At 71.0% G+C, this 12,585-nt stretch carries 13 protein-coding genes; 9 read left to right on the forward strand and 4 right to left on the reverse strand.

Annotated elements, in window-relative coordinates; genetic code table 11:
* The first annotated feature begins 328 nt into the window (after positions 1-328).
* The 6 genes from ACWD12_RS04680 (at position 329) to ACWD12_RS04705 (ending at position 5,080) form a co-directional block, all read left to right on the forward strand.
* Positions 329-694, forward strand: coding sequence for a low affinity iron permease family protein (locus tag ACWD12_RS04680; RefSeq protein ID WP_450098314.1), 366 nt, complete (start codon positions 329-331; stop codon positions 692-694).
* A gap of 350 nt (positions 695-1,044) precedes the next feature.
* On the forward strand, positions 1,045-1,851 hold the full coding sequence (locus ACWD12_RS04685) for a hypothetical protein (protein ID WP_450098315.1): 807 nt from the start codon (positions 1,045-1,047) through the stop codon (positions 1,849-1,851).
* Between the two features lie 307 nt (positions 1,852-2,158).
* A complete protein-coding gene (locus ACWD12_RS04690) occupies positions 2,159-2,983 on the forward strand; it encodes a hypothetical protein (protein WP_450098316.1) in 825 nt (274 codons plus the stop codon).
* 139 nt (positions 2,984-3,122) lie between these two features.
* Complete coding sequence (locus ACWD12_RS04695) at positions 3,123-3,689, forward strand: GNAT family N-acetyltransferase (RefSeq protein ID WP_450098317.1); 567 nt, start codon at positions 3,123-3,125, stop codon at positions 3,687-3,689.
* A gap of 104 nt (positions 3,690-3,793) precedes the next feature.
* The gene (ppk2, locus tag ACWD12_RS04700) at positions 3,794-4,765 is read left to right on the forward strand and encodes a polyphosphate kinase 2 (RefSeq protein WP_450098318.1); all 972 of its coding nucleotides are present in this window, start codon (positions 3,794-3,796) and stop codon (positions 4,763-4,765) included.
* A 42-nt stretch (positions 4,766-4,807) separates the two neighbouring features.
* A complete protein-coding gene (locus ACWD12_RS04705; protein ID WP_450098319.1) occupies positions 4,808-5,080 on the forward strand; it encodes a hypothetical protein in 273 nt (90 codons plus the stop codon).
* 363 nt (positions 5,081-5,443) lie between these two features.
* On the opposite strand, the gene ACWD12_RS04710 is transcribed toward ACWD12_RS04705, so the two are convergent.
* The gene (locus tag ACWD12_RS04710) at positions 5,444-5,926 is read right to left on the reverse strand and encodes an Asp23/Gls24 family envelope stress response protein (protein ID WP_450098320.1); all 483 of its coding nucleotides are present in this window, start codon (positions 5,924-5,926) and stop codon (positions 5,444-5,446) included.
* Positions 5,927-6,344: 418 nt separating this feature from the next.
* Between ACWD12_RS04710 and ACWD12_RS04715 the strand changes: the two genes are divergently transcribed.
* Positions 6,345-6,743, forward strand: coding sequence for an ATP-binding protein (locus ACWD12_RS04715; protein WP_450098321.1), 399 nt, complete (start codon positions 6,345-6,347; stop codon positions 6,741-6,743).
* A 262-nt stretch (positions 6,744-7,005) separates the two neighbouring features.
* Here ACWD12_RS04715 and ACWD12_RS04720 read toward each other — a convergent pair whose 3' ends face one another.
* Both ACWD12_RS04720 and ACWD12_RS04725 read right to left on the reverse strand, forming a co-directional pair.
* On the reverse strand, positions 7,006-7,611 hold the full coding sequence (locus ACWD12_RS04720) for a dihydrofolate reductase family protein (RefSeq protein WP_450098322.1): 606 nt from the start codon (positions 7,609-7,611) through the stop codon (positions 7,006-7,008).
* A 221-nt stretch (positions 7,612-7,832) separates the two neighbouring features.
* A complete protein-coding gene (locus ACWD12_RS04725) occupies positions 7,833-8,585 on the reverse strand; it encodes a hypothetical protein (RefSeq protein ID WP_450098323.1) in 753 nt (250 codons plus the stop codon).
* Positions 8,586-8,895: 310 nt separating this feature from the next.
* On the opposite strand from ACWD12_RS04725, the gene ACWD12_RS04730 reads away from it, so the two are divergent.
* Positions 8,896-9,657 carry a class I SAM-dependent methyltransferase gene (locus ACWD12_RS04730; RefSeq protein ID WP_450098743.1) on the forward strand — a complete coding sequence of 254 codons (762 nt, stop codon included), beginning with the start codon at positions 8,896-8,898 and terminating at the stop codon, positions 9,655-9,657.
* A 283-nt stretch (positions 9,658-9,940) separates the two neighbouring features.
* On the opposite strand, the gene ACWD12_RS04735 is transcribed toward ACWD12_RS04730, so the two are convergent.
* A complete protein-coding gene (locus tag ACWD12_RS04735) occupies positions 9,941-11,401 on the reverse strand; it encodes an MFS transporter (RefSeq protein ID WP_450098324.1) in 1,461 nt (486 codons plus the stop codon).
* 85 nt (positions 11,402-11,486) lie between these two features.
* On the opposite strand from ACWD12_RS04735, the gene ACWD12_RS04740 reads away from it, so the two are divergent.
* Complete coding sequence (locus ACWD12_RS04740) at positions 11,487-12,404, forward strand: LysR family transcriptional regulator (protein ID WP_450098325.1); 918 nt, start codon at positions 11,487-11,489, stop codon at positions 12,402-12,404.
* Positions 12,405-12,585 lie beyond the last annotated feature (181 nt).

Raw genomic sequence — 12,585 nt, forward strand, 5'->3', positions numbered from 1 at the left:
CGCCGGCTCCGCCACGCGTACCCGGGCCCGGACCGTCGGCGGCGTCTGGGCCCACTTCCGCTGGACCCCTCAGTTTGGTCGTGCAGGCGGCCTGCACCCGGACCCACACACCTTGCGCGTTCGCGTGTCGGTCGGCCTGCACCGCAGGCAAGCATTTCGCGCGAGTGTGCCGTCCAGCGCCCATTGGCGAAAACGTGTGCACCGTTCCTGACCTGGTGAACCCCGATCGATTGAACGGGGCTTGCTCGGGTATCGGGCGACAGCGGCAGGCGGAACCGGCGGCCACCCCGGCTGATCGATCCGCCGCCGTTTCTCTCAGGAGGCGGTCATGGCGAGATGGGCTGATGAATCAGCCGCCGGCGAGCGGAGTCGTTTCGCGCGATTCGCCGAATCGGCCTCTAACCTGGCCAGTTCCTCGGCCTTCTTCGCCTTCTGCCTGATGCTGGTGGCCTCCTTCGTGGCTGTCATGGCCATCGGATTGTCCCTGAGCTGGAAGCTCTTCGTCGTGGACCTGATGACCGTGGTCAGTCTGCTGCTCTTGGCCTTGCTGAAGAACAGCGAGCGGCGCGCAGAACGCGCGATCCAACTCAAGCTGAACGTGATAGCCGCCGCCCTCCTGGAGCAGCGCGAGGGGAAGACACACCAGGCACACGACGACCTCAAGAGGGCCATCGGCATCGAGGAGCAAGTCTGACCCCCTACACGTCCAAGCGCGAACGGACGTGGGCGTGAACCGGTGCAGGGCGAGCTCCGTGCGCGTCGTGCCCACGAACTGAGCGCTCGCCCCCCGACGGCCGCCCGGCCTCAAGCTCGACGGCCCCGTCGGCGCGGACGAGGGACGAGGGCGCGGATCCGGAAGCCGCGGCGCGGCGCCATACGTCGGGCGCCCGCACGGCGACAAGGGCAACAACCTTCACGAGCACGCCGGCAGGGGATGGCAGCCGGTGGACGACCGGATGAGGGCTGACGGAATACTCGTCCCGTCCCCCCATGACGCCGGGGCCATTCACGTGGTTCGGTGTTCGCGCGCTTCGAGGTGTCCACATGGCTACGCCGCTCAGATTCCGACGCACCGTTGTCCCGGTCGCGGTCGTGACGTCCCTGCTCATGCTCGCCTCGGCGTGCAGCGGTGACGACGACAAGAACGCCGACAGCAGCCCGTCCGCCACGAAGGCGCAGACGGCGGCACCCGGCGACGCCGACGCAGCCGCGTCGCCGGACGCCACGCCTTCGGCAGGCGGAAGCGGCAAGCCGTCGCCGACCGCTGGCACCACGTCGGGAACGCGTCCGACCGAAGCTCAGTTGAAGAAGATCATCCTTGGTCAGGAGGATGTGCCCGCGAACGTCAAGGTGGCCCCTTTCTCCGGCAACGACGAAGAGGCACAGGCGGACGATGCCACCTGCCAGCCGGTCCTGGAGGCGTTGTCCGGCGGTGTCACGCGGGGCAAGAGCACCGCCCACACCGGCAACCGGTACCTGGTCGACGACGACGCGAACGACATCTCGGTGATTCTGCTCGCGTCGTACGCGAACGGCGGCGCGAAGAAGCTGGTGGACGACGCGACGGCCGCGCTCGCCTCCTGCTCCTCGATCCCCGCTGCCAAGGGCGGCAGCAAGGTGCAATTCACGACCGAGAAGGTCGCCTTGACCAGCAAGGCGGACACGACGCTCGGCATCGAGCTCGGCACCCGGGTGGGCACCAGGTCCATTCCGACCGACTACGCCATCATCCAGGTGGGCGACATGCTGGCGATCTTCGTCAATCTGAACACGGAGACCGGCGAAGCGGAGATGCCCGAGAAACGCCTGCTGGACGCGCAGGCCGAGAAGATGCGCGCCGGCCAGTCCTGATTCGATCGGCCTCGCCAATTGCGGACCGTCAAGGTCCTCCCGCTGCTGTGAGTACGCAATGTGGCCATCGAGCGCAGTGCGGCAGCCCTTGGCGGCAAGGGATCGTCCGAATAACGCCGCGTCGGTCGAACTGTCAGTTCGCGTCCCGGCCCCGGGCCTGGCCCCGCCCGGCAACCGACGTCACCAGGACCGCTGTTACTTCGGATGCGGCCGCAAGGGGCGGGTATCGCTGTGGGCCGCCACCGAGTCGCACCGAAGTCGCCCGGACCGGCGGGTCGGGTGCCTGAACGCCCGTACGGTTCTCCGTATGCCTCCGGTTTACGATCCGCCCACGCCGTCCGTCCCGCCTCCTCCGGGCAGGCCCTTCCCGGGAGGATTACGCGGCGGCTCGTCGAACCGCCGTCCCTGGCTGGCCGTCGGCGGCGCGGCGCTCGCGGCGACGGTCCTCGTGACGGTGCTGGTGACGACGGGCGACGAGGACGCCGCTCGCGACCAGCGACCGATCGGCGCTTCCGACGGGGCTCGCGTACCGGGGACTTCGGCGGGGAAGGCGACGTCCGGAGCGACGTCGCCTTCCGGGAGGAGCGGGTCGCCGACGACGGGCGCAAGCAGCAACTGGGACACTGCGGCATCGGACACCGACCCCTTCACCCCCGCCAGGTGGTTCGGTGCCACCGGCGAGACCACGATCCAGGGGCGGCCGTACACGCACATCGCGCAGGACTCCCGCGACTGCCAGGCCGCCGAAGTCGGCATGCGCGATCTGTTCGGGACGGACTGCATCGGGATCGTGCGGTCGCTGTGGACCGATGTCACCAAGTCGTACGTCGGATCGGTGTCCGTCGTCTCGCTGACCGACGAGGCCGCGGCCCGATCACTGGCGGATCGCCTGTTAGCTCCCGGCCGCAACGACGTGTACGTGTCGTTCATCCAGCCGCCGTCGGACTCCGGTGTGCGGTTCTCCGAGCAGACCCGCACGTGGGCCGGCACGATCACCTCCGGGCACTACCTGGTGGTCATCGAAGTCGCCCGTGCGGACGGCCAGGCACCCGACGAGGGCTCGGAACAGGTGTACGGCGATCTGGAGAGGGTGCCCGTCCGCCACATCGACTCCCACACCTGGAACGGCTGAGCGGAGCAGTGACCCGCCCGGTCGGTGTTGTGTGGCCGATTGCCCGGGCGTGCCCGCCGGTTGGCGGGGCAGGCGCCAGCAGCGCCGCTGCAATTGCCCGAGCGGGTCGGCCGGTGCGCCACCCCGACGAAGGAGTGGTGTGAGCGACATCAGCACACGGTGGTACCGGCCGGGGACCGTTCCCGCCACTGAACTGAGCGAGCTGGCAACGATGTTCGCGGAAGTCGCCGACGACTTCGTCCCTCCGCTCACCTCACGCGCGGGCACCACGCAGTCCGAGTTGCGCGAGCAGAGCCCCGGCACGCCCGTCTCCGACAGGTACCTGAAGGAAATGCTCCGGCAGGACCTCTTCATGACCTGGCACAAGGGCCGGCCCGCCGGGTTCCTGTCCTTTCGCACCGACCACCACGACAGCCGGTACGCCGACTTGTGCCCCTGTCTGTACGTGAGCACCATCGCCATACGACGCCGCCACCGGCGCCACGGCATCGCACGCTCCCTCTACCGCGAACTCTTCGACCTTCCGGCACACCTGCCCCCGTGGGTCGTGCTGCGTACCTGGTCGACGAACCACAGCCACCTCGAACTCCTCCGGCACCTGGGGTTCGACGGCATCATTCGCCTCCGGGACGACCGCGCCCCCGGAGTGGACACCGTCTATCTCGCGGCCAAACGCAGCGCGTACGCCAATCCCTCGCCGCGATGACGGGGTCGGCGACGGATTCGACGGCGCCGGTCTGGGTAACCGCCCAGTGATCCGGCGTCGGCCGGGATCGGCGTACGCCGCCGGTGCGACGAAGGGCTGGTGGTGTGACGAACAACGACGACGCTCCCGAACTGCTGGAGGGCCTGACGGTCGACGACCGCAGGCCGGAGCAGCCCGTGCTCCTGGACGAGGCCGGGCGTCCCCTGCGCACGTGGCGCGAGAACTACCCGTACGAGTCAAAGGTGCGCCGCGCGGAGTACGAACGCCACAAGCGGATGCTCCAGATCGAACTGCTCAAGCTCCAGCGCTGGGTCAAGGACACCGGTCAGCGCCTTGTCGTGGTGTGCGAGGGCCGCGACGCGGCGGGGAAAGGCGGCACGATCCAGCGGTTCACCGAACGGCTCAACCCGCGCGGCGCCCGCGTGGTGGCTCTGGACAAGCCCACCGAGCGTGAAGCGGGCCAATGGTACTTCCAGCGCTATGTCAACCACCTCCCGTCCACCGGCGAGATCGTCTTCTTCGACCGCTCCTGGTACAACCGCGCCGGCGTGGAGCGCGTGATGGGCTTCTGCACGCCGCAGGAGCACGAACTGTTCCTGCGCCAGTGCCCGGTGTTCGAGCGGATGCTGGTCGAGGACGGCCTCGTGCTGGTGAAGTTCTGGTTCTCCGTCTCCCGGGCCGAGCAACGCACGCGCTTCGCCATCCGCCAGGTGGATCCGGTCCGGCGGTGGAAGCTCTCCCCGACCGACCTGGCGTCCCTGGACCGCTGGGACGAATACACCCATGCGAAGGTCGAGATGTTCCGCGCCACCGATACCGAGCAGGCGCCCTGGACCGTGGTCAAGAGCAACGACAAACGCCGCGCCCGCCTGGAGGCTATGCGCAGCCTCCTCGCCCGGTGCGACTACACCAGCAAGGACGTCGCCGTCGTCGGCAAGCCCGACCCCCTCATCGTGGGCGCCGCCGAAACACTGCTGGAAGCGGGCGAAGAGACCACGGACCTCTCCCCCACCCCGCTCGCACCCGCCGCCTCCAGCCCCGGCCCCGGCCAGCACCCGGACACGTCGAACTCATGACGCCTCCGACCCGACCACCGCAGCGGAGACCGGCTCCGCCCCGTGTATCCATGGCGCGGCGTCGAATTGCCGAGGGACGCGCATCTCTCGCCACCCTGGGCGTTAGCCGATCATGAGGAGCGCACGCTCGCGGTCGTCGCCGCCATCACGGCAGTCGCCTTCGCCCCGGCCGCCGCCTATGCCGCACCCGCCGACACCCTGCCCCGCTTCGGGGGCATCACCGTCCACAAGACCGGCGACCTGACCCGGCACTGGCAACTCTCCGACGACGCGGGCCCCTCTGCCACTGCCACCACAGTCAGCACCGGCGACTAAAAGGGCACAAACGAACGTCTCGCCGAGGGTAGTGCCCCGCCGCCAGCTCCCGCCGCGCGCTCCCCGCCACGAGAACCCTGATCTCCACCCTCCCCCGCGACCGGGACCCTGTATGGACCCGCGGTTGCGGCGCGGGCCGAAGGTGACGAGTCGGGCGGCCTTTGCGGGGCAGAACTCGTGGCAGCGGCCGCAGGGATCGCGCATCGGGGTGGCGGCGGCGAACACCTGCGAGGTGCCCCGGCAGCCGCCCGCCGCGCCACGGTTCATCGGAACGGACCCAGCGCCGTCCACGACGGCCGCGCCGACCCCGCACGGGAAATGGTGTGTACGAGTCGGCCCGGTGGGGCGGGCGGGCCCGGGGTGCTATTCGACGCGGCGGTCGTGCTGGTCGTCGCCGGCGATGTGGATGTCGTCGACGGCGATGTTGACCTCGACGACCTCCAAGCCGGTCATGTCCTCAAGGCCCTCGATGACGTTGAGGCGTACGCGCTCGGCGAGTTCGGCGATGCCGACGCCGTAGTCGACCACCAGGGCCAGGTCGACGGCGCACTGCTTCTCGCCGACCTCGACGCTGACGCCCTGCGCGATGTTGGCCTTCGCGCCGGGGATGCGCTCACGCACGGCGCCCAGCGCGCGGGCGGTCCCGCGTCCCAGCGCGTACACGCCGGGCGTGCCCCGGGCCGCGAGACCGGCGATCTTGGCGACGACGCCGTCCGCGATGGCGGTACGGCCCCGGTACGCCGCAGCCGCGAGTGGCTCCCCGGGTACGACGGCCGCCGTCTGCGACGGCACCGCCACCGCAGCTGTCTCCCGCGCGGGTTGCGTGCCGGTGTTCGTGTCCGCCATCGCCGTGCCTGCCTTTCCTCGCCGCTCCGGCTGCGACCCTTTTCGGCCGCCACCGGGGAGGGCCGTTGGTGCTGTCGATCCCTTTCCTGCCCTGCCGTCGACGGCACATGCACGCGAATTCGGTGTGTTCGCCTACCGGCTGCCGGGTAGAGGGCGGGACACGGACAGGTCAGAACAGGACAGACCACAGCAAGGAGCGCCACGGCAGGCCATGCGACCGGCAGCCTTCGCCCGGCACCCGTACGACACCGGAGGACACAGCGCGGGCGCAGTACGGCGACGGCACCAGGCGGTGGTGCGGGGAACAACGCGAGGGTGGTGCGCGGACATGGACACGATGCGCAGCAGAACCCGTCCAGGAACTAGCACAGACACAGGGGCAGGGGCCGTAGCAGGACACGCGAGACGGCCGGTGGCGGTGAGTGCGACGTACCCGTGCGACGACGACCGGATCGCCCGCGCACGGGCGGCGACGCGGGAGTTTTTGGCCCGTACCGCGACGGTTTTCCCCGGTACGGTCTCCCGCCACGCCGAGGAGGCGGCGCAGCTGGTCGTCAGCGAGTTGGTGACCAATGCGCGCAAGTACGCCCCCGGCCCCAGCCACCTGACCCTGACGCGCACCGCAGAAGCAGTGCACGTCACGGTCGAGGACACCAGCCCATACCTGCCACGCCCGCACGGCACCGACCCGTTGCGGCCAGGGCAGCACGGCCTCGAAATCGTCGTGGCGCTGTGCCGCGCACTCGACGTGCGCCGCGCCGCGGCAGGCAAACGCGTCACCGCCGTACTCGACCTCACCCAGCCCCGCGCCGCATGAACACGCCATCACCCACAGGCCCGACCACCGCAACCCGGTAGCCGAACCCACGTGCGCGCGTGGCGACTCCGACAACCACCTTGCAAACCAACGGTGTTGCTCCTGCCCGCGGGGTACGGCCGGAACGATCCGTGCGTCAGGCGCCGCCGAACGCACCCGGACGCGTCAGGACCTGGGGACGGCCGGACGGTACGGACGCTGTTGCGTCGGCCGTCCGCCGGTCAGGAGCCTGCCCCACTCCCGCCCGGGGCGGGCGGGCGCGTCACGCAGGTGCGGCGAGCGGCGGGTGGTCGAGCACGCGGGGCTTGTACTCGACCAGCTGGATGCGCCCGTCGAAGGTGCGGTGGTCGATCATCTCGAGGGCGACGTCCGGATAGCCGTCGTAGATGCGTTCCTCGCCCGTGGCCCCGGTGATCACCGGGAACATCACGACCCGGAAGCGGTCGACGAGTCCGGCGCGCAGCAGTGACCGGGACAGGCTGAGGCTGCCGATCGTGCTGAGGAGCCCCGAGCCATTCGACTTCAGGGCGCGGACCGCCTCGACGGCGTCGTCGCGGACGAGCGTGGAGTTGGCCCACGTCAGCGGCTCCTCGAGTGAGGAGGAGAACACCACCTTGGACGCCTGCGTGAGCTCGTCCACGGATGCCTCTTCTTCGGGCCTGAAGTCGTCTTGGCCATCCGGGACCTCGCCCGCGGCGAAGCCCGACATCAGGCGGTAGGTGGTTGCTCCCATCAGGTAGGTGACCTGCGGCTGCTCACCGAGCCATGCGAGGTACTCCGGGCCCTCAAGGCCCCAGAACCCGGGCCACCCCTCTCCCGATGCGTAGCCGTCGAGGGAGGTGATGAAGTCGACGAGAAGCTCCGGCATGGCGACGTCCTTTCCTAGGGTGTCATCAGCTTGGACCGGTCCGGAGCCCCGAACTCATCGGCAGCACCGGGGTGCAGCGAGAAAAACCCGGCAAACTTCAGTACGAACGCAACCGGGCTCCGGCAACGCCCCCACCAGAGCCGTCGGCACCCGGTCGTGGCCAGGAGTTCCGGTCGGCGTCCGCGCGCACCCGGGAGAGTTCGGCGGTTCAACCGGTGCTCTCACAGGAAGTTGTTGGGCCAGATGAGTGTGCGCCACATGTGGGCGGCGGGGCTGTTGTCGAAGCCGAGGCCTTCGGCGGGTTGGTGGAAGTGGCGGCCGATGACGTCTTCGAAGTCGCCGATGTCCAGCCGCGGGGCGGGCCCGTCGAACGTGTAGACGTCGTTCACGGTGACCAGCCGCGCGGTGGGGTACCAGGGGTGGCTGCGCGCCTTGGCATAGATGTCGTGCAGGTAGGCCGGGGGCGTGTACGCGGGCCCGAAGAATCGCAGGTAGGCCTCGGGATACTCGTAGCCTGCGGCTTCGTCGGGAAAGAACCGCAGGACCTCGTGGTGGCGGATGGCCCAGGCGACCTCGGCGTCGACGTACGGCTCGACCATCTGGGCACCCCAGTGGCCGTGGTGCGCGCGCAGGAGCCCGCCGACGCCCAGGTCGTGGAGCAGGCAGGTGAGCACGACCGTGTCGCCCATGCCCAGTTCGCGGGCGCGGTGCGCGCTGTGGAGCATGTGCCGGACCGCGAACGGGTCCAGGCGAAGGCGGTAGAAGTCCGCGAGCGTGGGGCGTTCGGGCATCCGGGGCAGCGCCGGGTTGTCCCCCATCATGAAGACCGCGCCCTCGGGCAGCGAGGCGAGGTTCTCGAAGTCACTGCGGTACGCGTCGCTGCCGAGCGTGCCGATGACCGGGGGGACGATGACACGGTGGCCGGTTTGCCGGCTGGGGACGTCCACGAGTTGGACGCTGCTGTACTCGATCACGGTTGGCGGTTCTCGTTCCTTCTGCCGGGCTGCCTGGCCGGGGTTCCGTAACCTGTCCGAGTCCACCGGACCGGCCATCCGGTTGGTCCCGGTAGTCGTAACGCCCGCACACGACGCAACTCCACGGTCCGGCGACCGGGTCCACCCGAACGGCGCAGAAAGCGGCAGCATCGAGACCCGGGCGCGCGTACCTGCCGTTGTCGGCGACGAGGTGAGACCTCACGGTCGTGCCTCAGAACATGCGCCCTGACGCGGCGCTACCGTCACGAGGGTGACAGGAATCAATGCCGACCGGCGGTGGTCCGAGTCCATGTCGGCGGCCTACGAGCAGTACCTCGTGCCGGCGGTCTTCCGGCCCTTCGCCGAGGACCTGACCGCCCGGGCGGCGGCACTCCGTCCTGGGCGGGTCCTCGAACTTGCCGCGGGGACCGGCGTGTTGACGTCGAGCTTGCTCGCAGCGGCCCCCTGGGCCGAGGTGACGGCCACCGACCTGAACGAGGCCATGGTCGCTTTCGGCTCGGCCCGGGCCCCGGACGCGGTGTGGCGGCAGGCCGACGCACAGCGGCTGCCGTTCTCGGACGGCGGCTTCGACCTGGTGGTCTGCCAGTTCGGCGTGATGTTCTTTCCCGACCGCATCGAGGCATTCACCGAGGTGCACCGGGTGTTGGCCCCGGGCGGCCGGTTCCTGTTCAACACCTGGGGTCCGCTCGGGACGCACTCCTTTGAGGTCGCGCTACAGGCCGGGCTGGAGCGGGCCTTCCCGGCCGACCCGCCGCGGTTCTTCGCGACGGTTCCGCACGGCTACTCCGACCCGTCTGTCGTGGCCGCCGATCTGGCCGCCGCCGGCTTCACCGTCGAGGACGAGCAGGAGCTGACGCTTCAGGGCCAGGCCGCGTCGACCGCCGACCTTGCCATCGGGTACCTCACCGGGACCCCGGTGCGCATGGCTGTCGAGGAACGCGGCGGCGGACCGGCCGTCAGGGCCACCGTCGTCGAGGAGATGACAGCCCGTCTGGGCCCGGGGCCGGTCACCGCCCCGATGACGGCGTACGTCTTCCGCGCCGCAGCCTGAACGCGGACGCCCGCTCCCGACCATGCCCACGTGATGCGTGTCGGGATGGCGGCCGGTCCCAACCGATCCTCCGTCATGCGGTTGTCGCATGTCTTGAGCACGAGTTCGCGATTCTTCCACGGCGTCGGCGCGGCGCACGCCCTCGTACAGGTCGAGGAGCGGGCAGGTCTTGTCGTGCGACCAAAGGTCCCAACTCCGGATGGGCAGGCCGAACGCGTGTACCCGTGCGGCAGGAGACGACCTGGCCGGCCCCGGAGTCTGCGCTGATTGGCCCTTTTAGTGGTCAGGCGGTTGCGCGGGGCGGGCGGCGGGCGAAGGTGCCTCCGGCTGCGGCGCACACGACGGCGGCGAATGCCAGTGCCGCCGCGGCTCCGCCGGGCGTGGGGTCGGTGCCGGCCAGGGCGCCCATCACCGCGACGCCGAGCGTCGCGCCGGTCTGGCGCGCGGCGTTCAGGACGCCGCCCGCGGATCCCGCGGTGCCCTCGGGCGCCGCGGCGACGACCGCGGCCACCAGTGCGGGCAGCGCGAACGAAATGCCGAAACCGGTCAGGAGCAGCCCGCCGGCGAGCACCGGGTAGGGCGAGGTGGCCCAGGCCGCGGCGGCGAGGACGAGCCCGCCCACGGTGAGCAGCGCCATCCCGGCCAGAATGGGCAGGCGCGGGCCGGTCCGGGCCACGATGCGCCCGGTCACCGGCGGGTTCGCGACGAACGGCAGGGTCAGCGGAAGAAACGCGAGCCCGGTGGCGACCGGACCGAGCGCGTGTTCGTGCCGGAGCAGCAGCGGTAGGACGAACAGGTCGCCCGCAAGGGTGAAGTTCACCGCGGCACCGACCCCGAGTCCGGCCCGGACCCCGCGGCTGCGCAACAGGCCACCGCCGAGCACCGGCGCGGTACTGCGGCGTTCCAGCCGCCTGAACACCGCGACCGCAGGCACCGTCAGCACACCCGACGCCGCGGCGTGGCCCCAGGCCGCCGAACCCGCGGCGATCACCGCGTCGGTCGGCACGGCGAGCGCGAGGCATGCGGCGCCCTGCGCCCACCAGTCGATCCGCTGTCGGCCCCGCGGGCAGACCACCGCAGGACCCACGACCGTCAGCAGGACGACGGCGGCGATCGGTGCGTTCACGACGAAAATGGCGCGCCAGCCGCCGAGTTCCACGAGCAGCCCGCCCGCGACGGGACCGGCCGCGACCGCCGCGCCGCTGATCGCCGCCCACGCCGCGACGGCCCGGGTACGCTCGCCCGGATCCGGGTAGAGGCGCGCCACCAGAGCCAGCGACGCCGGTACGACGGCAGCCGCCGCCACCCCGAGGAGTGCCCGCGCGGCAATGAGCGTGCCCAGGCCGGGCGCTGCGGCGCAGGCCAGCGAGACCAGACCGAACGCGGCGGTACCGGCCTTGAAGACACGGTGCGCGCCGTACCGGTCGGCGACCGCGCCCGCGGACAGCAGCAGGGCGGCGAACAGCACGGTGTACGCGGTCGTCGCCCATTGCAGGCCGCTCGTCGACGCGCCGAGCGACGCCGCGAGGTCGGGCTCGGCGACGGACAGCACCGTGAGGTCGAGCAGCACCATGAAGTAGCCGAGCGAGATGCCGACGAGTTTGAGGAAGCGGCGGCGGCTCGCCCGGCGCCCGTCGGGGCCGGCGCCGGGACGGGCGGCGTCAGAACGGTCGGCAGCGGGACAGTCGGCAGCGGCGTTCCGCGGGTGTGCGAACACGGCGGCAGGGGGTGGGACTTCGGTCATGTGCGGCACTCTTCCGCCGGGATAACCGGGGTTCCACCGGGGAATCCGCACGCTCCGTTCGGAATTTCCGAACGCGGACGGCGGGTTGGCACCGAGCATGGAACTGCGCCAGCTCACGACGTTCGAGGCCGTGGTGCGCCACCGTACGGTTACGGAGGCCGCGGCCGCCCTCGACCTCGCCCCGTCGACCGTGTCCGAGCACATCCGGGCGCTCGAACGTTCGCTGGGCGTGCCGGTATTCGTCCGCACCGCCCGCGGCATGCGCCTGACCGCCGCCGGCGAGATCCTGACCGGCTGGGCGCGGCGCCTGCTCGACCAGGCCGAACAGGCCCGCCGTGAAGTCGCCGACGCCCGGCATGTCCTGCGGCTCGGCGCGCTCGAGACGATCGCCGCGTCGCATGCGCCGGGCGTCCTGACCCGGATCGCCGCCCGTGACCCGGGCCTCGCCGTGGACGTGCACCCGTCCCGCAGCCGCGACGAACTCATGTCGGACGTGGTCGGCGGAGAACTGGACGCGGCACTGGTCCTGGACACTGGGGAAGCCCTCGGCGGCCTCGGCTTCGCACCACCCGCCGACGCGCTGTCGTTCGTCGACGTCGAGCCCGTGCCGCTGGCGCTGGTCGCCGCCCCCGGGCACCCGCTGCGGGACGCGGCCGTCCTGACCGTCGAGGACCTTCGCCGACGCGGTGAACGGCTGCTGACGAACGTCCCGAACTGCTCGTTCCTCCTGGCCGCCGACCGGCTCTTGGGCCCGGCACTTACACGCGTCCGGGCCGAGGGCGTGCCTGTCATGCGGGCCTGGGCGGAACAGGGCGTCGGCATCGCCCTCCTGCCCGAATTCGCGGTCACTCAGTCCCTGCGCACCGGGACCCTGATCCGGCTCGCGCTCCCCGCACCGCCCCTCCAGTTGCGTCTGGTCTGGCGGCGCGGGGAAGAAGAACGGGCGGACGTGCGCGGGATGCTGTACGCGGTCGCGGCGTCGGCCCTCGGCAACGGCGCCTGAGCGGCGTTGCGACGGCCGCCCCGGCGCGCCCGACTCGCTCTTCCGTACGCACTCGACGTGCCCGGGCGCCGGCTCCCGAGGCGGGGTCGAGGCGGGGGCCCGGCCCGGCCCAAGTCATGGCCTGAAGGTCGGCGGGGCACGGGCACGAGACGGTGGTACGCGTGCCCCAGCGCGCCGGTTT

The organism is Streptodolium elevatio (assembly GCF_053592165.1).

Bases quoted from the DNA above. Each gene is read 5' to 3' on its own strand.
- ACWD12_RS04680 (WP_450098314.1), top strand. From the start codon at position 329: ATGGCGAGATGGGCTGATGAATCAGCCGCCGGCGAGCGGAGTCGTTTC.
- ACWD12_RS04685 (WP_450098315.1), top strand. From the start codon at position 1,045: ATGGCTACGCCGCTCAGATTCCGACGCACCGTTGTCCCGGTCGCGGTC.
- ACWD12_RS04690 (WP_450098316.1), top strand. From the start codon at position 2,159: ATGCCTCCGGTTTACGATCCGCCCACGCCGTCCGTCCCGCCTCCTCCG.
- ACWD12_RS04710 (WP_450098320.1), bottom strand. From the start codon at position 5,926: ATGGCGGACACGAACACCGGCACGCAACCCGCGCGGGAGACAGCTGCG.
- ACWD12_RS04720 (WP_450098322.1), bottom strand. From the start codon at position 7,611: ATGCCGGAGCTTCTCGTCGACTTCATCACCTCCCTCGACGGCTACGCA.
- ACWD12_RS04730 (WP_450098743.1), top strand. From the start codon at position 8,896: ATGTCGGCGGCCTACGAGCAGTACCTCGTGCCGGCGGTCTTCCGGCCC.
- ACWD12_RS04735 (WP_450098324.1), bottom strand. From the start codon at position 11,401: ATGACCGAAGTCCCACCCCCTGCCGCCGTGTTCGCACACCCGCGGAAC.